This window comes from Streptosporangium sp. NPDC049644 (assembly GCF_040675205.1).
Lineage (GTDB): Bacteria > Actinomycetota > Actinomycetes > Streptosporangiales > Streptosporangiaceae > Streptosporangium > Streptosporangium fukuiense.
On the sequence record NZ_JBFAOJ010000061.1, the window covers coordinates 39,146 to 58,752 of the forward strand.

Below are 19,607 nucleotides of genomic sequence, written 5' to 3' on the forward strand. Positions count from 1 at the left end.
ACGCCCTCGCCGCTCTCAATCATCCCCTCAACGACCGAGGAAAGCCAGCAACCGCTCCAGGGGCCAGGTGTTGATCACGTCGTCGCCGGTGAGCCAGCCGCGCTGGGCGACACCGATGCCGAACCGCTGGTTGTCGAGATGGGGGATCGCGTGGGCGTCGCTGTCGATGGAGAATCTCACGCCGTGGTGCTGTGCCAGCCGCACCAGGTCCGAGGGGAGGTCGGAGCGGTCCGGAAAGGAGTCGATCTCCATCGCGGTGCCGGTGCGGGCCGCGGCGCGGAACACCTCGTCCCAGTCGGCGTCCACCGGTCCTCGGGCGCCGATCCTGCGGGTGGTCGGGTGGCCGATGATGTGCACGTGGGGGTTCTCGCACGCGGTGACGAGGCGCCGGGTCATCTCCTCGCGGGACTGGGTGAAGTGCGAGTGGATGCTGGCCACGCACACGTCGAAGCCCGCCAGCACCTCGGCCGGCCAGTCGACCGAGCCGTCGGGGGCGATGTTCAGCTCGCTGCCGTGCAGCAGCCGCATCCCCGGGTATCTCTCCTGCAGCCGGCGCAACCGCTCGCGCTGCTCCAGGGCCTTGTCCAGCGTCATCCGCTGCATCGCCAGGTCGGGGGCGTGGTCGGTCACCGCGTAGTAGGAGTAGCCGCGAGCGTGGGCGGCGGCGACCATGTCCTCCAGCGAGGCGATCCCGTCGGTCAGGTCGGTGTGGGTGTGCAGGTCGCCCCGCAGATCCTCCAGGGTGACCAGCTCGGGCAGCTCACCGGCGAGCGCGGCGGCGATCTCACCGGTGTCCTCGCGCAGGGTCGGCGGGATCCACGCCATGCCGAACGCCTCGAAGACCTCCTCCTCGGTCGCGGCCGCGATCACCCGCTCCCCCTCGAAGAGGCCGTACTCCGACAGCTTCCAGCCCTTCTTCACCGTGATCTCCCGCAGGTGCACCGTGTGCTCCTTGGAACCGGTGAAGTACATCAGCGCGGCGCCCCACGACTCGGCGGGGACCAGGCGCAGGTCGACCTGGACACCCTGGGCGGTGCGGATCGAGGTCTTCTTGTCGCCCGAGGCGATGACCTCCGCGACGTAGGGCTGGGCCTTGAAGTCGTCCATCAGCGACTCGGGGCCGACCGCGAGGATGTCGACGTCGCCGACGGTGTCCTTCATCCGGCGCAGCGACCCGGCGTAGGCGATCCGCTCGGCACCCGGCAGCGAGGCGATGACCCGCTCCGCCAGGTCCATGGCGACTCCGGTGTGCATCCTGGCGCTGTTCTCCGCCAGGTGCTCGACCCCCTTGAGCAGGTTTTCCACGGTCTTGGCGCCGAAGCCCCTGACGCCCTCGAGACGCCCCTCCCCGATGGCCTTCGCCAGGGCCTCGGGGGAGTCGATGCCCAGTTCCTGGTAGAGGAAGACCGCCTTCTTCGGCCCGAGCGAGGCCACCCGGGTCAGCCGCCGCACTCCCTGGGGAACCTTCCCCCGCAGATCGTCGAGCTGGCGGAAGCTGCCCCGCTCCAGGTACTCCTCGACCTTCTTGGCGATCGCCTCGCCCACCCCCGGCACGCCTCGCACGGGCACGGTCGTGATGTCCTCGGGAAAGCCCGCGATCGCCTTGGCCGCCTTCTGGTAACTGCGGACCCGGAACGCGTCGCCGCCGGTCATCGCGAACAGCTCGGCGTACTCCTCCAGAGCGGCCGCGACGTCGTCGTTAGCTCGTGCCATGGGGCCAGCCTAGAAGATCGCACCGACAGTTCCCGCTCCCGGCGGTCCGCCGCGCCCCCGGCCGGCCTCAGGCCCCGTCCCGGCCGGGAGGGTCCGCCGGGTAGGTCAGCAGGTGGCCGCACATGCCGTCGCGGGGCACGGAGGGCATCGGGGTGACCGCCGCCTCGCGCAGGTGGGCCAGGTCGCCGGCGCGGAGCGCGGCCAGCCGGGCGCCCGTCGTCTCCGCAGCGCGCAGCGGACCCTGGCGCCAGCGGGACTCGAAGGCGTCCAGGTGGGGGCCGACGAGGCGGGCGGCGGCCTCGAGGAAGGCGGCGAAACCGGGGCGGCCCGCGGCACGGAGCCGCAGGAACCCCTCGACGGCCAGGTCGCGGCGCTCGCGCGGGGCCGAACGCGCGGCCCCGGCGTACCCGGCCGGATCGGCGAGGACCTCGGGGGGAAAGGTCAGGACGGCGTCGCCGGCCTCGGGCAGGCCGCTGTTCTGCATGAGGACCACGATGCGCAGCTCACCGTCGTTGACCAGGCGATGGACGGTGCCGGGGGTGAACCAGACGACGGAGCCGGAGGCCAGCGCTGTCTCCCGGTAACCGTCCCAGGTCAGGGTCTGCACGCTGCCGGAACCGGCCACCACGGCGTACGCCTCGGCGCACAGGGTGTGCAGGTGCGGCGAGCCGCCGCGCAGGCCGTCGGTGGCGGGCCAGTCGTAGACGGTCAGATCGCTCACGCCGGTGCCGAACACGGGTGCTCCCTGGGTCTCTCACGCCGGTGCCGGACACGGGTGCCTCCGGACGTACGCCTCCAGCCGGGGGCGGTCCCACGCGCCGGTGGCCACGACCATCCGGTAGCGCAGCCGCAGCGTCGCGCCGGGCGGCAGGATCAGTTCGCGATGGAACGCGATGGACGGGTTGACCGCCGCGAACGGCGTCGTGCGGACGAACCAGACGGTGGGCTGGGCGCTCTGGAACAGCAGGGTGGAGGAGCGGTCGACCTCGTCGTGGGTGCCGCTGTAGGCCAGCCACGCCGACTCCCGGCCCATCATCTCCGGCCCCTCGCCGCCTTCGGCGATCACCTGGCCGTGCTCGAAGGAGCGAGGCCCGCGCCAGAACAGGCCGCAGTACCCGGCCATCGGGCGGCCGGAGGTGGTGGGGCTGCCGAAGACCAGATCCCTTCCGCGTACGTTGGTGATCGCGGTGGACAGCTCCAGCGCCCACGAGTCGTCGCCGACGTCGCCGACCTCGAAGGTCCGTACCTCGTCCACCCAGTGCTCGCCGCCCTGAGTGTGCCAGGTCAGCCGCTCCACGCCGGGGGCGGGGAACTCCTCGTGCCGCATGGTCCCGTTGTTCGGCAGGTCCACGTATCCGGCGGCCTCGCGGACGTAGCTGCCGCCGCCCCAGAAGTTCTCCCCCGACAGGTCCGAGACGGTCAGCTGCAGGCCCCGGTGCCAGCGGTGGTCGTGCGGGCGGTAGGCGCTGACCACGTCGCCCGCCAGGGTCCTGATCGGGTGGAAGTAGGGCTTGGGAGATTCGAACACCGGCGTTTCCGGCCGGTGGACGTAGCGCAGGATCTCGACGCCGCGCTCGGTGAAGGTCAGCTCCATGCGCGTCCGTCCAGGCGGCGGTAGAAGGGGTGATCGGGGGTGAGGTCGGTGCGGAGCACGGGCCGGCCGGTGAACGCCGAGGCGTACAGGCCGGTGATCAGTTCGAGCGACCGGCGCCCCTCGGGGCCGCTCATGGGCGGGCGCTCGCCGCGCTCGTAGGCGTCCAGCAACTCCGCCAGCTGCGCCTCGTGCGAACTCGGCAGGTCCACCGGCGGGTTCCAGCGGGCCGAGGTGGACCTCCAGTCGGCGTTGCGGTAGCCGTACAGGTGGCGCAGCTCCACCGTCGCCTCGGCGTAGTCGAAGCGCAGGTAGCTCTCCTCGCGCCGGGACAGCACGCTGTTGACCACCGAGGCCATGGCTCCGGAGGCGAAGCGGACGGCGGCCATCGAGACGTCCTCGGTCTCGATCCGGCGGTCCAGCGTGCCGGCCATCGCGCGGATCTCCGACCACTCGCCCAGGATCGACAGCATGAGGTCCATCTGGTGGATGCCGTGCCCCATGGTGGGGCCGCCGCCCTCGGTCTCCCAGCGGCCGCGCCAGGGCGCCTCGAAGTAGGCGTGGTCGCGGTACCAGGCGGTCACGCAGAGCGCGACGAGCGGGCGGCCCAACTCGGGGGCGAGGGCGCGCAGGTGGCGCGCGCCTGAGCCGAACCGGTGCTGGGAGACCACCGAGGCGTAACCGGGCCCCTCGGCCGAGGTGATCAGGTCGTACTCGGCCAGCGACCGGCAGGCGGGTTTCTCGATCCACACCCAGGCGCCGGCCTTAAGGCAGGCCCTCGCCTGGACGGCGTGCAGGTGCGGCGGGGTGCACAGGTGGACGAGGTCGGGCCGCTCGGCGTCGAGCATCGCCTCCAGGGAGGGGTACGCCCGCGGGATCGCGTGCTCGGCGCAGAACGCCCTGACCCGGGCCTCGTCGGTGTCGGCGGCGGCCACCACCCGCGCCCGGTGCGCCTGGGTGCGCAGCGCGGGCAGATGGCAGATCCCCGCGATGCCACCGGTGCCCACGACCGCCACCCGGATCATCCGCGTCCTTTCCACGTGGCGGCCGCCTCCGGTACGGGGCGCGTCAACGTACGACGACCGTGGTCAGGGAACGCGGGGGAAGGGTGAGAGTGCGGTCCGGCCGCAGACCCGCGAGCGGCGTGGCCGCGAGTGAGTGATCGCCGTCGGTCAGGTAGGAGGTGGCCCGGCCCGCCCGGGTCGTGATCCTGGTGGAGACGGGCACGGTGGCGGTGTTGAGGATCTCCACGACCTCCGAGCCCCCGGCGTTGCGGAAGGCGGTGACCTTCAGCGCCGGGTCGGCGGCCGTGACGGCGAGCCGGACCGCGCCCGGCCGGATGAAGCGGCTGTAGGCGGCCAGCGCCCACAGGCGCTTGGAGACGCGGTAGGTCGAGGTGGCCTCGTCGATCTGGATCAGGCCCCGGGTGGCGCCGCGTGAGGCGCCGAACCAGAAGACGTAGCCGTTCGCCCTGCCCAGGGTGAGCGAGTCGTGGATCTGCTGGGCGACCGCGAGGCCGTCGTAGCCGCTGCCGTCGTCCCACGCCTCGTTCCAGGTGCTTCCGTTGGGCGACCACTCCGACATCCAGACCGGCCGGCCGGTGGGCAGCGGGCCGTCCACCGGGCTGACGTAGGGGTGGCCGGCGTGCGTGGCGACCCACCGCCGCGCGGCGGGGTCGGCCTCGATGGCGCGGGTGTACTCGCGCTGCTCGGACCAGCCGGCGGCGTCGCAGCAGATCACCCTGAGGCCGGCGCGGGCCGCCGTGGGGCCGAGGACCTTGACGAACTCGGCGGCCTGGTCCGGGGTGAAGCGCATCGAGGCGTACGAGACGGTGAGGTCGGGCTCGTTGGTGAACCCGAGGTCGGTGATCTTGATGCCCTCACGGGCGTAGAACCTCGCGTACTGCACCAGGTAGTCGGCGTATGCCTGTCGCCACGCCGGGAGCAGGGTGCCGCCGTCGCTGTCGGAGCCGTTGTCCTTCATGTAGCCGGGGGCGCTCCAGGCGTCGGCGTAGAAACGGTTCACGCCGTAGCGTTTGGCCTCCTTGGCCAGCCAGACCTGGCCGCCGTCCTCGCCGTCCCAGACGTACTTCGGTGGCGCGTCCGGGCCGCCGGGATCCTCGGGCTGGATGGAGGTCATCAGGTCGTACGGGCTGCCGGCCGGGGAGGAGCCGATTCCCAGGCGCAGGATGCTGAGCCCGGCGCCCTTCTCCGGGCTCAGCCAGAGGTCGAGGATCTCCCGTTGCTTGGTGGCGGGCAGCGCGCGGACCAGTTCGTTGCGGCGGAACGCCTGGGAGAAGCCGAAACCGTCGATCCGCTGGAGAACGCCGTGCTGCTCCACCCGGATCGGGGAAGCGCTTTCCTTGACGGCAGGGCCAAGCCCAAGAAGGGGGAGCAGGAGGATCGGTGTCAGTAGTGCCCTGTGACGTCGTGACATGCGGGAACCCGCTTTCCGAAAGTTTCACAAGATTACCGAGACTTTTCGTGTCGATCACCGTAAATCTTTCGGAGGGCGGCAGTCAACAGCCGTCAGGGCGCGCGGTGCTGTCGCGGACCACGAGGTCGGTGGCCAGCTCCACCCGCCGGGGCTCGTGCCCGCCGCGGTCGAGGCCGAGCACCATCCGGGTGGCCAGCGCGGCCATCTCCTGGAGCGGCTGGCGCACGGTGGTCAGCGGCGGCCAGGCGGAACGTGCCAACGGCAGGTCGTCGAAGCCCACCACCGACAGGTCCTGCGGCACCCGCAGGCCGCGCTGCCTGGCCGCCTCGAAGACGCCGAACGCCTGCATGTCGCTGCCGGCGAAGATCGCGGTGGGCGGGTCCGCCGCCGACAGCAGCGCGTGGCCCAGGTCGCGGCCCGAGCCGACCAGGAAGTCGCCGTACCCGATGAGCGAGGGGTCCACCGCGATCCCCGCGGTCTCCAGCGCGGCGCGGTAGCCGTCGATGCGGGCCCGGCTGCACAGCATGCCGGCCGGGCCGCCGATCATCCCGATCCGGCGGTGGCCAAGTTCCAGCAGGTGGCGGGTGGCGGCCAGGCCGCCGCTCCAGTTGGTGGCGCCGACCGAGGCGACTCCCGGCGGCGGCTCGCCCTCCGGATCCACCACCACGAAGGGGATGGACCTGGCGGCCAGCTGGCCGTGCTGGGCGGCGCTGATCCGCGAGCCGATCAGGATGGCCCCGTCGGTGCGCCGGGTGGCGATCCGCTCCACCCAGTCCCGGCCCGGGCCCGCGTGGCTGTGCAGTACCGAGACGACCACGCCGGCGTCGACCTCGCGGGCCGCGGTCTCCACGCCGCGCACCAGCTCCATCGCCCACGGGCTCTCGATCTCGGTGAAGACCAGGTCCACCAGGCCGACAGGCTCGTCGCCCTGGCCGGTCCTGCGTATGTAGCCGTGCTTGTGCAGCAGGCGCTCGATCCGCTGCCTGGTCTCGGAGGCGACCTCGGGCCGCCCGTTGATGACTTTCGAGACCGTGGGCGCGGAGACCCCGGCCTCCTCGGCGATCAGGGCGATCGTCACCCGCCTGTTGGATGGCATGCGGCGAATAATAACCGAAAACTTTCGGAGACCCGCAGGGGGCCCGTCTTCGTTGCTGTTCGAGCTCACCACCACGACGGCTATTGACGCGTAACCGGCAATTTACCTATCCTCCGGGTCACGAAATGTTCGGGGAACATGTGAAACTTTTCATACCCACTCCCGAAAGGGGAACCCCCATGCTGAGTCGGCGAGGCGTGGTGGCGCTGGCGGCATCGGTGCTGCTGCTTGGAGCCTGCGGTACGAGCGCGGACGATAACGGAGCGCAACCGGGCGTGAGCGCCGGCTCGGAGAAGGTCACCTTCGAGTTCTGGAACCTGGCGACGGCCGAACCGCTCAAGTCCTTCTGGGCGGATCGCGTCAAGGAGTACCAGGCGGCCAACCCGAATGTGACGATCAAGAACATCGGTATCGAGAACGACTCCTACAAGCCGAAGCTCGCCACCCTCACCCAGTCGGGGAAGGCGCCCGACCTCTACTCAACCTGGGGTGGCGGTGTGCTGAAGCAGCACATCGAGGCGGGCCTGGTGAAGGACCTGTCGTCGGAGGTCGGTGACATCCTCGGCGACTTCACCCCGGCCTCCCTGGCCGCCTACCAGTTCGACGGGAAGACCTACGGGCTGCCCACCGACATCGGCATGGTCGGCTTCTGGTACAACAAGGCGAACTTCGCCAAGGCCGGCATCTCCGCCCCGCCCGCCACCTGGACCGAGTTCCTGGACGCGGTGAAGAAGCTGAAGGCGGCAGGGATCACCCCGATAGCCCTGGCCGGCAAGGCCAAGTGGCCGGGCCACTACTACTGGGCCTACCTGGCCATGCGGGTGGCGGGCCTGGACGCGCTCAGCCAGGCCGGCACCACCAACGACTTCACCGGCCCCGACTTCGTCGCCGCCGGGCAGCGGCTCAAGGAACTCGTCGACCTGCAGCCTTTCCAGAAGGGCTTCCTCAACGCCGACTACTCCACCCCCGACGGGCAGGCCGCGACCGTGAGCAACGGCAAGGCCGCCATGGAACTGATGGGCCAGTGGGCGCCGTCCGTGCAGAAGGACTCCGGCAAGGGCCTCGGAGACGACCTCGGGTTCTTCACCTTCCCGTCCGTGGACGGGGGCAAGGGCTCCGCGGGCGACGCGTTCGGCGGCGGCGGCGGCCTGGCCGTGGGCGTCAACGCCCCGCCCGCCGCGCTGGACTTCCTGAAGTTCGCGCTCAAGCAGGAGAACCACTCCAAGGCGGTCGCCGCGGGAGGCGTGCTCCCGGTGCTCAAGGGTGAGGAGTCGGCCGTCACCGACCCCAACATCAAGGTGGTCTCCGACGCGCTGTCGGCCGCGACCGGCTTCCAGCTCTACCTCGACCAGGCGTACCCGCCGGCCGTCGGCCAGGAGGTCAACGACGCCGTGGCCGAACTGATCGCGGGCAAGAAGACGCCGGAGGAGGTCGTCAAGGTCATCACCGAGACGGCGAAGTCGGAGTCGGAGTAGCCGTCCGCATGAAGGTGACAGAGCCGATCGAGGCCAGGGAACCGACGGTGAGCACGGTGAAGGGGCGAGGTCGGTGACGACGATGACCGGGCCGGACGCACGTCCGGCCCCTCCCGGAGGAAGACCCGCCGAGCGGCGAGGACGGCGCGAGGGGCGGCGCCGGGGAAGCGGCTGGATCACCGCGATCCTGTTCGTGCTCCCCGCCCTGGTCCTGTTCACCCTGCTGGTACTGACGCCGATCCTGGTCGCCGGCTACACCAGCCTCCACAAGTGGAACGGGATCGGGCCGCCGAGCGACTTCATCGGCCTGGACAACTTCACCCGGTTGCTGAACAGCGACATCTTCATCGGCGACCTGCGAAACGGCGGCATCCTGGTCGTGCTCTCCCTGGTGGTGCAGCTGCCGCTCTCGCTGGGCCTGGCGGTGATGCTGAACCAGCGGATCCGGGGGCGCGCCCTCTACCGGCTGCTGTTCTTCGCGCCGTACATGCTCTCCGAGGCGATCACCGGCGTGCTGTTCTCGCTGATCCTCTCGCCCGAGGCGGGGCTGGCCAACCGGCTGCTGACCTCCTGGGGGCTGGAGCCGTGGAGCTGGCTGTCGGAGCCGGACACCGTGTTGTTCTCGCTGTTTCTGGTGATCACCTGGAAGTACTTCGGATTCCACATGATCATCTATCTGGCCGGGCTGCAGGGCATCCCCAAGGAGTTGCACGAGGCGGCCAGGATCGACGGCGCCGGCGGCTGGAAGGTGTTCCGGTACGTCACCCTGCCGCTGCTCGGCCCCACCGTCAGGGTCAGCGTGTTCCTGTCCGTCATCGGCACGATCCAGCTCTTCGACCTGGTCTGGATCCTCACCGGCGGCGGCCCCTCGCACGCCTCGGAGACCATGGCCGTGAGCATGTTCGAATACGGTTTCAAACGGACCCAGATCGGTTACTCCAGCGCGATCAGCGTCGCCATGTTCCTGATCAGCCTCGTCTTCGCCCTCGGCTACCAGCGGTTCGTGCTGCGCCGGGACCTGGAGGGGGCCAGTACCACGATGGGAGACCACCGATGATCGCCCGGTTCCGGACGGTCCCGATCCACGTGATCGTCTGGGTGGCGGCGGTCTTCATCGTCGTCCCCTTCGTGTACGGCCTGTTCGGTGGTTTCAAGACAACCGCCCAGCTGTCGGAGAACCCGCTCGGCCTGCCCTCCCCATGGGTCACCGAGAACTACACCGACGTGATCGCCACCGGCGCGTTCTGGCGCCAGCTCCTCAACAGCCTGTTCATCGCGGTGGCGACCACCGTGCTGGTGGTGTTCCTGTCGGCGATGGCGGCCTTCGCCTTCGCCCGGTTCGCCTTCCGCGGCCGCGAGTTCCTGTTCACGCTGTTCGCCATCGGGCTGATGTTCCCGTTCGCGGTGGCGATCCTGCCGCTGTTCATCCTGCTGCGCACCTTCGGCCTGCTGGACAACCCGCTCGGGGTGATCCTGCCGCAGGCCGCGTTCGGGCTGCCGCTGACGATCATCATCCTGCGCACCTTCTTCCGGTCCATCCCCAACGAGGTCGAGGAGGCCGCCACCCTCGACGGCTGCACCCCCTTCGGGTTCTTCTGGCGGGTGCTGCTGCCGATGGCCAGGCCCGCCCTGGCCACCGTCTCGGTGCTGGCGATCGTGGCGAGCTGGAACAACTTCTTCCTCCCGCTGGTGGTCTTCAACGACCCGAACCTGTGGACGCTGCCACTGGGCGTCCAGCAGTTCCAGGGGGAGTACGCGGCGGACACGGCCAAGATCCTGGCCTACGTCATCGTCTCCATGGTCCCGGCCCTGGCCTTCTACGCGGTCGCCGAGCGCCAGCTGATCAGCGGCCTCACCGCGGGCGCCACCAAGGGCTGAGCCGGGACCTCATCGCTGTGTCGAACGACCGTTGTGGAGAGTGAGAAACATGACCCTGAGTGTCGCCGGATCCCGTCTCGTCGATTCGGCCGGCACCCCGGTACGGCTGCGCGGAGTAGGCCTCGGGGGCTGGCTGAACATGGAGAACTTCATCACCGGATATCCGGCCAACGAGGCCACGATGCGCGCCGCGGTCCGGGAGGTGCTCGGCGACGACCGGGCCGAGCTGTTCTTCGACCGCCTGCTCACCTCGTTCTTCGGCGCCGACGACGCCTCGCTCCTCGCCGACCTCGGCACCAACTGCGTCCGGATCCCGATCAACTACCGCCACCTGGAGTCCGACGACCGCCCCTTCGAGATCATCGAGCAGGGCTTCCGCCACCTCGACCGGGTGATCGGCCTGCTCGCCGAGCGCGGCATCTACAGCGTCATCGACCTGCACGCCCTGCCCGGCGCGCAGAACCAGCACTGGCACTCCGACAACCCCACGCACATGGCCGCCTTCTGGCAGCACCGGCACTTCCAGGACCGCGTCGTCCACCTGTGGGAGGCAGTGGCCGACCGCTACCGGGACAACCCGTGGGTGGCCGGCTACAACCCGGTCAACGAGCCCGGCGACTCCGGCGGGCAGGTCGTCGGCCCCTTCTACGACCGCCTGGTCAAGGCGGTCCGTGCCGTCGACCCCGGACACGTGCTGTTCCTGGACGGCAACACCTACTCCACCGACTTCTCGATTTTCCGCGAGGTGTACGAGAACACGGTCTTCGTCTGCCACGACTACGCCCTGGCCGGCTTCGCACACGGCGGCCCCTACCCCGGCCACACCCGAGGCGAGTGGGTGGACCGGGCCCAGCTGGAGAAATCCTTCGAGCGGCGGACCGTCTTCCAGCGCGAGACGGGCACCCCCCTGTGGGTCGGCGAGTTCGGTCCCGTCTACACCGGCGACGCGGAGGTCGACCGGCAGCGCTACCAGATCCTCCGCGACCAGCTGGAGATCTTCGACTCCCACCAGGCCGGCTGGTCGCTGTGGACCTACAAGGACGTCGGGCTGCAGGGCCTGGTCAGCGCGGGTGAACCGTACATGAGCCGGTTCGGCGACTTCATCGCCAAGAAGGAACGGCTGGGCGCGGACCGGTGGGGCTCGACGATGGAGGAGTCGGCGAGTGAGCTGGCGCCGCTGCACCGGCTGGTGGAGACCGAGTTCCCCTCCTGGAACCCCTACCCGTGGGGTGCCCGCTACCAGACCGACGACCTGATCCGGCACATCCTCATCGCGCAGGCGCTGGTTCCCGAGTACGCCGAGCTGCTGCGAGGCTGCTCCGACGAGGAACTGACCGCCCTCGCCGACTCCTTCGCGCTCGCCCGGTGCGCCCGGCGGCAGCCGCTGCTCGACCTGCTCGCCGAGAACCTGCTCGCCGGGAACCCGGGCGGTGACGCTTGACGAAGCCGTACGGCGGCGACGTCCGAGCACCCACTCCTACCTGACCGAGGAGCCCAGGAGATGCGCACCCCCCGGCCGCGAACAGCGGTCCTGGCCCTGTTGTCCCTCGCACTGTCGTTCCTGGCAGGCGCGCAGACCGTCCCCGCCGCGCACGCGGCCGCCACCGTCGTCGGCTACGACTTCGAGTCCGGCACGCAGGGCTGGGAGCCCCGGGGCTCCGGGGTCTCGGTCACCGTGACCACGGACTCCGCGCACGGCGGAACCCGATCCCTGCTCACCGGCGGCCGCAGCGCGACCTGGCACGGAGCGGCCGTGACCCCGCCCTTCGAGAAGGGTGTCGGCTACCAGGTGACCGCGTGGGCGCGGGCCGCCGCCGGTCAGCCGTCCTCGACGATCGCGCTCACCATGCAGCGGACCCCGGCGGGCGGCACGACGGTCTACGAGCGGATCGCGGCGGCCACCGTCACCGACTCCGAATGGGTCCGGCTGTCCGGCACCTACACCTACGCGACCGACTCGGCCCTGTCGCTGTACGCGGAGAGCTCGGACGAGACCGTCGCCTTCCAGCTCGACGACATCGTGGTCACCGCCGACACCGACCCCACCCGGTCCGGCCTGACCAGTGACTTCGAGACCGGCACCGCGCAGGAGTGGACCGCGCGCGGCGGCGCCACCCTGACCCCGGGAGACGGCTTCGCGCACACCGGGGCCTACGGCCTGGGCGTGACGAACCGGCAGGCCTCCTGGGACGGTCCCGCACGGACCGTCCTCGGCAAGCTGGCCAAGGGATCGAAGTACGAGCTGTCGGTGTGGGTGCGCACCGACAGCGCCCAGAGTCTGGGCCTGTCCGTCGAACGGAGGCTGGACGGCACCCCCGCCTACGAGCGGGTGGCCGCGCCCAGGGCACCGGCCACCGGCGAGTGGACCAGGCTCGCGGGCACCTACACCCTGGCCCACGACGTGGACTTCCTGAGCGTCTACGTCGAGTCGGCCGCTGGGACGGAGCCGTTCGCCATCGACGACTTCCAGCTGTCCTATGTCGAGCCCAAGCCCGTCCAGACCGACATCCCCTCGCTGAAGGACAGAGTGCCCTTCACCGTCGGCGCGGCCTTCTACCGGGGCGCCACCCTGGGCGAACACGCCAAGCTGATCACCAAGCACTACGGGAGCGTCACCCCCGGCAACAGCCTCAAGTGGGACGCCACCGAGCCGGCCGAGGGTACCTTCACCTTCGCCGACGGCGACTACCTGGTCGACTGGGCGACCGCAGGAGGCCTGGAGTTCCGCGGCCACACCCTGGTGTGGCACAGCCAGACCCCCGACTGGGTGTTCGAGGGCGCCACCAAGGAGATCCTGCTCCAGCGGATGGAGAACCACATCCGCACCGTGATGGGCCGCTACAAGGGCAGGATCGGCACCTGGGACGTGGTCAACGAGGTCATCGACGAGAACCGGCCGGACGGTCTGCGCCGCTCCCCATGGTTCGAGATCGCCGGTCTCGACTACATCAGGACCGCCTTCCGGGTGGCCCGCGAGGTGGACCCGGACGCGACGCTCGTCATCAACGACTACAACACCGAGTTCCCGCGCAAGCGGCAGGCGCTCTACGACCTGGTCGAGAAGCTGCGCGCCGAGGGTGTCCCGATCGACGCGGTCGGCCACCAGCTGCATGTCAACGTCGAACAGCCGCCCGCCTCGTTCATCGAGGACACGATCGAGAAGTTCGCCGGGCTAGGTGTCGAGCAGCAGGTCACCGAGCTGGACGTGAGCGTCTACACCGACTTCGTGACCTCCTACGACACGGTGCCCGCCGAGATCCTGGCCCTGCAGGGCCACCGGTACCGGGAGATCTTCGACGTCTTCCGGCGGCAGGCGGACCACCTGTCGTCGGTGACGATCTGGGGCGTCGCCGACGACGCGACCTGGCTGTCGTCCTTCCCGATCACCCGGACCAACCCGCCGCTGCCGTTCGACGACGAGCTCCAGGCCAAGCCCGCCTACTGGGGCATCGCCGATCCCGGCAGGCTGCCCCCGCTGACCCGGAGCCTGAACGCGCCCGCCGGCACGGTCACGGTGGACGGCAAGCGGGACGACGAGTGGAACCTGCTGCCCGACGCGCCCATCGCCAGGATCGGCGACCTGTCCGCCGGCTGGCAGGCGCGCACCACATCCGCCGGCCTGTACGTGCTGGCCGAGGTCAACGACCCGACCGACAACAGGAACGACACGGTCACCCTCACCGTGGGCGGCACGCCGTACCGGGTCCAGCGAGGTGGCACGCACACCCACGGTTTCAGGGCGCACACCAGGAAGACCGCCACCGGCTACCGGGTGGAGGCGCTGCTCCCCTCGGGGACGGCCACCGGCGTCAAGGTCGTCGTGGCCGACGCGGGGGGCCAGGAGATCTCCTGGGCGGGTGAGCTGGCTCCCATCCCGGCGATCCGGACGACCCGCGCGCCGAAGAGGACCCCGGTGGTGGACGGCGTCATGGACGCCGCGTGGCACCAGGCGCCGGAGATCACCACCGGCACCCGGATCCAGGGCACCTCGGGGGCGAGTGCCAAGGTGCGGGCGATGTGGAACTCCGGCACCCTCTACGTGCTGGCCCGTGTCACCGACCCCGAGCTCAGCGAGGAGTCGCCCAACGCCTGGGAGCAGGACTCCGTCGAGATCTTCGTGGACCCGCAGAACAACAAGACCAAGGGCTACGACGATGACGACGGCCAGTACCGGATCAGCTTCACCGGCAGGCGGACCGTCGGCGGCACCTTCGACGCCTTCGCGGTCAGGGATAACCTGACCGGCGCGGTCACCCGCACCCCGGACGGCTATCTGGTGGAGGCGGCGATCAGGCTGCCCACGGTCACCCTGGCCAAGGACGCCCTGCTCGGCTTCGACATCCAGGTCAACGACGCCGTCGGCGCCACCCGTGCGGCCGCCGCGACCTGGAACGACCCGACCGGGCGCGGCTACGTCGACACGTCGAGGTGGGGGGTGCTCCGGCTCGTCAGGTAGCGCCCCGGGCCGCCGGCCCGCACGCCGCACGGCGTGCGGGCCCGGCGCTCCCTCTTTCGGGAACGCGGACCTCCGGAAGAGGCCGCCTGCCCCGGCCTGGAAGTCACGCGGACGAAGGATCCGCACACGCCAACGGAGGACCCGTGTACGCCAACCCCGTCATCCCCGGTTTCCACCCCGATCCCTCGGTATGCCGGGTGGGCGCGGACCACTACCTCGTCACCTCGTCCTTCGAGTGGTTTCCCGGGGTCCCGATCTTCCACAGCCGGGACCTCGTGCACTGGCGGCAGCTCGGTCACGTGCTGGACCGGCCCTCCCAGCTCGACCTGGACGGCGTACGGCCGTCCGGCGGCATCTACGCGCCCACCCTCCGGCACCACGACGGCGTCTTCTACATGATCACCACGCTGATGGACGAACCGGGCAACTTCCTGGTCACCGCCACCGACCCGGCCGGGCCGTGGAGCGACCCGGTCTGGTTCCCCGACACCCGGGGCTTCGACCCCTCGCTGTTCTTCGACGACGACGGCCGCGCCTGGATGACCGGCACCCGGGAGAAGGCGGCCAGGCGCTACGACGGCGACACCGAGATCTGGCTGCGCGAACTCGACCTCGCCACGCTCAAGCCGGTCGGCGAGGAGCACGTGATCTGGGAACCGGTGCAGCGCGGCGGCATCTGGTCCGAGGGCCCGCACATCTACCGGATCGGCGCCCACTACTACCTGCTGACCTCCGAGGGGGGAACCGCCGAGGACCACGCGGTCATGGTCGCCCGCTCCGAGCGGATCACCGGCCCCTACCGGGGCAACCCGCGCAACCCCGTGCTCACCCACCGCCACCTCGGGCTGCGCCACCCCATCACCAGCGTCGGCCACCCCGACCTGGTCCGGAACGCGGAGGGCGAGTGGTGGTCGGTGCTGCTCGCCACCCGCCCCTACGGCAGCCCCCGTGACGGCCACCCGTCCGGCGGCGGTTCCGCCGACAGTCGTCCGCGCGACGGCTCCTTCGACGATCACCTCGTCGGCGGTTCCCCGGACGACCGGCTCACGACGGCCGCCGTCCGGGTCTCCAGCGGCTACAACCTGGGCCGCGAGACCTTCCTGACCCGGGTGCGCTGGGAGGACGACTGGCCGGTGTTCGACCAGGTCGAACCGCGTATGCCGGCCCCCTCGACGCCGGCTCACCGCTGGCCCGCGGCTCCCGCCTGTGACCACTTCGACGCCGGACGCCTCGCGCCGGTCTGGAACCACCTGCGCACGCCCCGGGAGCCGTACTGGAGTCTGGCCGACAGCCGCCTCACCCTCCGGGCGCTCCCGCAGACCGTGTGCGAGCGGGCCGCGCCCAGCCTGGTCGCCCGGCGGCAGCAGCACATCGCCTTCGCGGCCCACACGGTGATGGAGTTCCGGCCGGAGGGGGAGGAACGCGCCGGGCTCGTCCTGCTCCAGAACGACGACTTCCACCTCGCGCTCACCCGCACCGCGCGCGGCCTGGAACTCACCCGAAGGGCCGGGGGCGCGGACACCCTCCTGGCCGGCGCCGACATCCCGCCAGGGCCGCCCGGGCCGCCAGGACCGCTCTGGCTCGGCGTGGAGGCGCACGGCCAGGACTACCAGGCCCGGTACGCGCTACGGCCCGGCGAGTGGACCGACCTCGGAGATCCGGTGGACGGCCGGGTCCTGAGCTCCACCGTGGCCGGAGGCTTCACCGGTGCCATGATCGGCCTGTACGCCACCTCGAACGGCCACCCGAGCACCAACACGGCCGCCTTCGACTGGTTCGAGTACCTGCCGCTGCCGTGGTGACCGTCGTGCGGCGGCCACCCGGATAAGGTCGCGCTCGGCCTCGCGGAATTCGCCGAGTGGGGAGCCGCCCGGAGCGCCGCCCGCCTCAGCTCTCCGAGGGGCTGGGGCTTTCCGTGGGGCTGGGAGTAGAGGCCCTCTCGGCCTTGAGCAGCAGGTCTATGTGCTCCTGCACGACGGGCTTGGCAACGGTGGCGAGCTTCTTCACCTCGGGGGAGGAGCCGTTCTCGATCTCCTGCTCTATGGCGGCGAGGGTCTCGTGGTGGCTGTGGAGCTCCGCGCTGATCCAGGCCCTGTCGAACTCCGCGCCACTGAGGGCCGACAGCTCGTCGAGCTGCTTGCGCTGCTCGGTGTTGGGCGTGTCGGGAAGTTTGACGCCGAGCTGATCGGAAACCCGGCGGACGGCCTTGTCGAGTTTCTTGTGATCCTTGATGAAACGCTTCGCCAGTTTCCGGACGATCTTGGTGGCCTTCTGGTCCTGCTGGCCGGCGGTCTTCTCAAGGGCGGCCTTGCTCGACTCGATCTCGGTCAGGTTGGACTGGTGCGCCTGAACGAGGAAGTCCCTGTCCTGCTGGCTGACGGCCTGGGGGGAGGGGGATGGAGCGGGGGTGGGGGAGACGACGGCGCCGGCCGTGCCGCCCATCGCGGCCACGGCGACGGCCACCAGGACGATCATTTTTCGAATCATCGGATCCTCCGTCGATCAATCCACGGTCGGAACTGCTATCTCCTCCTCATATGCGCGTATCTATGGAGATATAGCGCCACAGGCGGTAAATCATGACAAAAGGTCATGTGTAGCCCTGTTGAGCACGACGGCCGATCGGACACCCGCCGCACCTCGCCCGCCCCGCCCGGTACGGATGCGAACGCCCCGCCAGAACGTCCGGCGGTGGGGCGTCATGGCGATGCCGGCCGGGGGCAGGTGAGCACTGTGCCGCCCGCGTGGGCCACCCGGACCTCGGGGGCCCATGCGGGTGTGCCGGAAAGGTCAGTTCCTGAAGGGCCGGGGGCGGTACGGCTCGGCGAGGAAGGCGAGTTCCTTCTCGCTCAGGGCCAGGTCCACCGCGGCGACCGCGTCGTCCACGTGCCTGTCCTTGGTCGCGCCCACGATCGGCGCCGACAGACCGGGCTGGTGGAGCAACCAGGAGAGCGCCACCTGGGCGGGAGGAACCTCGCGCTCCCCGGCCAGCTGGGCGACCCGCTCCAGGATCAGCCGGTTGTTGTCGGCGTCGTCATAGAGGGCGTCGATGCGCGGGTCGCTGCCCGCGCGGGTGGTGGTCTCCTCGGCTCCGGCGCGGGCGAGCAGTCCCCGGGCCAGCGGGCTCCACGGGATCAGGCCCACTCCCTGGTCGAGGCAGAGCGGGTTCATCTCCCGCTCCTCCTCGCGGTAGAGCAGGTTGTAGTGGTTCTGCATCGAGACGAACCTCGTCCAGCCGTGGGTCTCGGCGACGTGCTGGGCCTTGGCGAACTGCCAGGCGTACATGCTGGAGGCGCCGATGTAGCGGGCCTTGCCCGCGCGGACCACGTCGTGCAGGGCCTCCATGGTCTCCTCGATCGGGGTCTCCGGATCCCAGCGGTGGATCTGGTACAGGTCCACGTGGTCGGTACCCAGCCGGCGCAGCGAGGCGTCGATCGAGGACAGGATGTGCTTGCGCGACAGACCGCGATCGTTGGCGCCCTTGCCCATCGGCATGCACACCTTGGTGGCCAGCACGTAGTCGTCCCGGTCGGCGAAGATCCTGCTCAGCAGGCGGCCGGTGACCTCCTCGCTGTCGCCGAGCGAGTAGACGTCGGCGGTGTCGAAGAACGTCACCCCCGCCTCGACGGCCCGGCGCACGATCGGCTCGGCGGCGGCCTCGTCGAGCACCCACTCGCCCCACTTGGCGGGATCACCGTAACTCATCATGCCGAGGCAGACCCTCGACACCTTCATGCCGGTGGACCCAAGGCGCACGTACTCCATGTCGAACCTCCAGATCTTCACAACCCTGGGCCCCACGATACGACCGCCGACTCCGCCCGGTTCGCGCCCCCGCCCGTCCCGCGGTGCGTTCCCTGCCCCGGTCCACGTACAGTGCGGTCGGCGGGGCGTCCAGGTTGTTCGTCATAAAATGATCTTGGACGTCCTGTCCGCGTTCCCGGACACCGTCAGCATTCGATTGTCTCGACGAGAGCTACGCCCCCGGTTGAGTCGGCAGTCGTGACAGGGTGAACGAATGGCGACGAACCACGAGCACTCCCTCCATCTGCACCCCACCGGATTCAAGCCGTGGCCGGACACCACTCCGGCACACAGGGATCTCCTCGCGGCGAAAACGCTTGTCTACGACCCCTGCGGGTTCACCTGCTCGCAGCCGGTCCCGGAAGCCGAGGGGGCCGCGTACGCCGCCCACGCCTTCACCCTTGACGGGCTCGCCATCCGATTCCGCGCAGCCAAGACGACCCCCACCAAGGTCGGCCAGTTCGTCACCGTATGGAAGAGGTCCCCGGGCGGGCCCATCCGGCCTTTCGCCGCAACCGACCCCGTCGACCTCTTCGTCGTCAGCACCCGCGACCATCACCACTTCGGCCAGTTCGTCTTTCCCATGGACGCGCTCCGCCGACACGGTGTCGTATCGGCAAACGGTTCCGGTGGGAAACGGGCCTTCCGCGTCTACCCGCCCTGGGTGACCACCACCAACCGCCAGGCCGGCACTGCTCAGGCGTGGCAACTGGACCACTTCCTGCACCTGCCCCAGGACCGCCCCGTCGACTCCGCTCGCGCCCAGGAGCTCTACCACCCGTAGGACGGATAACCATCTCGCTCCTCGGCTCTTCGATCGGAGATGCCCGGCGCGGACCCCTGGCTTCGGCCACGGGGGTAAGCCCGGCGCGGGAAGGCGCTCCAGCGCCTTAGCGGGCCTTGACCGGACCCTGCCGCGGCAGCGCACCACGCGCCGGTACGGTCGGTTGCGATCGAACGCGTGAGCGAAAATCAAGCTCACAGCCTTGGTCGTTACTCACAGCCGGGAGGGCGGAGCCCGCGTCACAGCGCTTACGGGAGGTGTGGCGTGGCCAGGAGCCGGTCTGTGGTGGCAGGCCACTCCTCCGACAAGGCGAATCTGGCATAGGTGAGCCCGTCGAAGAAGGACGCGCCCTCGTTGAGTGACCGCAGACCGTG

Annotated in this window: 15 protein-coding genes; 7 read left to right on the forward strand and 8 right to left on the reverse strand. The window is 70.2% G+C overall.

Annotation, left to right across the window (positions count from 1 at the left end; all coding sequences use genetic code 11):
* Nucleotides 1-27: 27 nt before the first annotated feature.
* From polX to AB0J58_RS28950, 6 genes are all read right to left on the reverse strand, one after another.
* Nucleotides 28-1,713: a DNA polymerase/3'-5' exonuclease PolX gene (gene polX / locus AB0J58_RS28925; protein ID WP_364221353.1), complete on the reverse strand. Its 1,686-nt coding sequence runs from the start codon at nt 1,711-1,713 to the stop codon at nt 28-30.
* A gap of 67 nt (nt 1,714-1,780) precedes the next feature.
* Nucleotides 1,781-2,449 carry a cupin domain-containing protein gene (locus tag AB0J58_RS28930; protein WP_364221356.1) on the reverse strand — a complete coding sequence of 223 codons (669 nt, stop codon included), beginning with the start codon at nt 2,447-2,449 and terminating at the stop codon, nt 1,781-1,783.
* An 18-nt stretch (nt 2,450-2,467) separates the two neighbouring features.
* Nucleotides 2,468-3,307 carry a PmoA family protein gene (locus tag AB0J58_RS28935; protein WP_343976614.1) on the reverse strand — a complete coding sequence of 280 codons (840 nt, stop codon included), beginning with the start codon at nt 3,305-3,307 and terminating at the stop codon, nt 2,468-2,470.
* The gene (locus AB0J58_RS28940; protein WP_364221359.1) at nt 3,298-4,329 is read right to left on the reverse strand and encodes a Gfo/Idh/MocA family oxidoreductase; all 1,032 of its coding nucleotides are present in this window, start codon (nt 4,327-4,329) and stop codon (nt 3,298-3,300) included. The genes AB0J58_RS28935 and AB0J58_RS28940 overlap by 10 nt, the downstream gene beginning before the upstream one ends.
* 43 nt (nt 4,330-4,372) lie before the next feature.
* Nucleotides 4,373-5,740: a glycoside hydrolase gene (locus AB0J58_RS28945; protein WP_364221362.1), complete on the reverse strand. Its 1,368-nt coding sequence runs from the start codon at nt 5,738-5,740 to the stop codon at nt 4,373-4,375.
* An 82-nt stretch (nt 5,741-5,822) separates the two neighbouring features.
* Nucleotides 5,823-6,836 (reverse strand): LacI family DNA-binding transcriptional regulator, encoded by a 1,014-nt coding sequence (locus tag AB0J58_RS28950; protein ID WP_343976623.1) that lies wholly within the window; start codon nt 6,834-6,836, stop codon nt 5,823-5,825.
* Between the two features lie 179 nt (nt 6,837-7,015).
* Here AB0J58_RS28950 and AB0J58_RS28955 point away from each other — a divergent pair, with 179 nt between their 5' ends.
* The 6 genes from AB0J58_RS28955 to AB0J58_RS28980 all read left to right on the forward strand — a co-directional run bounded on the left by AB0J58_RS28955 (nt 7,016) and on the right by AB0J58_RS28980 (nt 16,447).
* Entirely contained in the window at nt 7,016-8,311 is a 1,296-nt protein-coding gene (locus tag AB0J58_RS28955) for an extracellular solute-binding protein (RefSeq protein WP_364221365.1), read from the forward strand.
* 82 nt (nt 8,312-8,393) lie between these two features.
* Entirely contained in the window at nt 8,394-9,368 is a 975-nt protein-coding gene (locus tag AB0J58_RS28960) for a sugar ABC transporter permease (protein WP_364221385.1), read from the forward strand.
* Complete coding sequence (locus AB0J58_RS28965) at nt 9,365-10,189, forward strand: carbohydrate ABC transporter permease (RefSeq protein ID WP_343976631.1); 825 nt, start codon at nt 9,365-9,367, stop codon at nt 10,187-10,189. The genes AB0J58_RS28960 and AB0J58_RS28965 overlap by 4 nt, the downstream gene beginning before the upstream one ends.
* Nucleotides 10,190-10,238: 49 nt before the next feature.
* Nucleotides 10,239-11,630 carry a cellulase family glycosylhydrolase gene (locus tag AB0J58_RS28970; RefSeq protein WP_364221368.1) on the forward strand — a complete coding sequence of 464 codons (1,392 nt, stop codon included), beginning with the start codon at nt 10,239-10,241 and terminating at the stop codon, nt 11,628-11,630.
* 60 nt (nt 11,631-11,690) lie between these two features.
* Nucleotides 11,691-14,645, forward strand: a complete 2,955-nt coding sequence (locus tag AB0J58_RS28975; protein WP_364221371.1) for an endo-1,4-beta-xylanase — start codon at nt 11,691-11,693, stop codon at nt 14,643-14,645.
* Nucleotides 14,646-14,788: 143 nt separating this feature from the next.
* Nucleotides 14,789-16,447 (forward strand): glycoside hydrolase family 43 protein, encoded by a 1,659-nt coding sequence (locus tag AB0J58_RS28980; RefSeq protein ID WP_364221374.1) that lies wholly within the window; start codon nt 14,789-14,791, stop codon nt 16,445-16,447.
* An 85-nt stretch (nt 16,448-16,532) separates the two neighbouring features.
* Here AB0J58_RS28980 and AB0J58_RS28985 read toward each other — a convergent pair whose 3' ends face one another.
* The gene (locus AB0J58_RS28985; RefSeq protein WP_364221377.1) at nt 16,533-17,132 is read right to left on the reverse strand and encodes a DUF4142 domain-containing protein; all 600 of its coding nucleotides are present in this window, start codon (nt 17,130-17,132) and stop codon (nt 16,533-16,535) included.
* Between the two features lie 303 nt (nt 17,133-17,435).
* Complete coding sequence (locus AB0J58_RS28990; RefSeq protein ID WP_364221388.1) at nt 17,436-18,410, reverse strand: aldo/keto reductase; 975 nt, start codon at nt 18,408-18,410, stop codon at nt 17,436-17,438.
* Between the two features lie 253 nt (nt 18,411-18,663).
* Here AB0J58_RS28990 and AB0J58_RS28995 point away from each other — a divergent pair, with 253 nt between their 5' ends.
* Complete coding sequence (locus AB0J58_RS28995) at nt 18,664-19,233, forward strand: MepB family protein (RefSeq protein ID WP_364221379.1); 570 nt, start codon at nt 18,664-18,666, stop codon at nt 19,231-19,233.
* The last annotated feature ends 374 nt before the right edge of the window (nt 19,234-19,607 follow it).

What these genes read in the sequence shown, in the direction of transcription:
- AB0J58_RS28975 (WP_364221371.1), top strand. Translation starts at nt 11,691, where the DNA reads ATGCGCACCCCCCGGCCGCGAACAGCGGTCCTGGCCCTGTTGTCCCTC.
- polX (WP_364221353.1), bottom strand. Translation starts at nt 1,713, where the DNA reads ATGGCACGAGCTAACGACGACGTCGCGGCCGCTCTGGAGGAGTACGCC.
- AB0J58_RS28995 (WP_364221379.1), top strand. Translation starts at nt 18,664, where the DNA reads ATGGCGACGAACCACGAGCACTCCCTCCATCTGCACCCCACCGGATTC.
- AB0J58_RS28985 (WP_364221377.1), bottom strand. Translation starts at nt 17,132, where the DNA reads ATGATTCGAAAAATGATCGTCCTGGTGGCCGTCGCCGTGGCCGCGATG.
- AB0J58_RS28950 (WP_343976623.1), bottom strand. Translation starts at nt 6,836, where the DNA reads ATGCCATCCAACAGGCGGGTGACGATCGCCCTGATCGCCGAGGAGGCC.
- AB0J58_RS28965 (WP_343976631.1), top strand. Translation starts at nt 9,365, where the DNA reads ATGATCGCCCGGTTCCGGACGGTCCCGATCCACGTGATCGTCTGGGTG.
- AB0J58_RS28945 (WP_364221362.1), bottom strand. Translation starts at nt 5,740, where the DNA reads ATGTCACGACGTCACAGGGCACTACTGACACCGATCCTCCTGCTCCCC.
- AB0J58_RS28970 (WP_364221368.1), top strand. Translation starts at nt 10,239, where the DNA reads ATGACCCTGAGTGTCGCCGGATCCCGTCTCGTCGATTCGGCCGGCACC.
- AB0J58_RS28955 (WP_364221365.1), top strand. Translation starts at nt 7,016, where the DNA reads ATGCTGAGTCGGCGAGGCGTGGTGGCGCTGGCGGCATCGGTGCTGCTG.
- AB0J58_RS28935 (WP_343976614.1), bottom strand. Translation starts at nt 3,307, where the DNA reads ATGGAGCTGACCTTCACCGAGCGCGGCGTCGAGATCCTGCGCTACGTC.
- AB0J58_RS28960 (WP_364221385.1), top strand. Translation starts at nt 8,394, where the DNA reads ATGACCGGGCCGGACGCACGTCCGGCCCCTCCCGGAGGAAGACCCGCC.
- AB0J58_RS28990 (WP_364221388.1), bottom strand. Translation starts at nt 18,410, where the DNA reads ATGGAGTACGTGCGCCTTGGGTCCACCGGCATGAAGGTGTCGAGGGTC.
- AB0J58_RS28940 (WP_364221359.1), bottom strand. Translation starts at nt 4,329, where the DNA reads ATGATCCGGGTGGCGGTCGTGGGCACCGGTGGCATCGCGGGGATCTGC.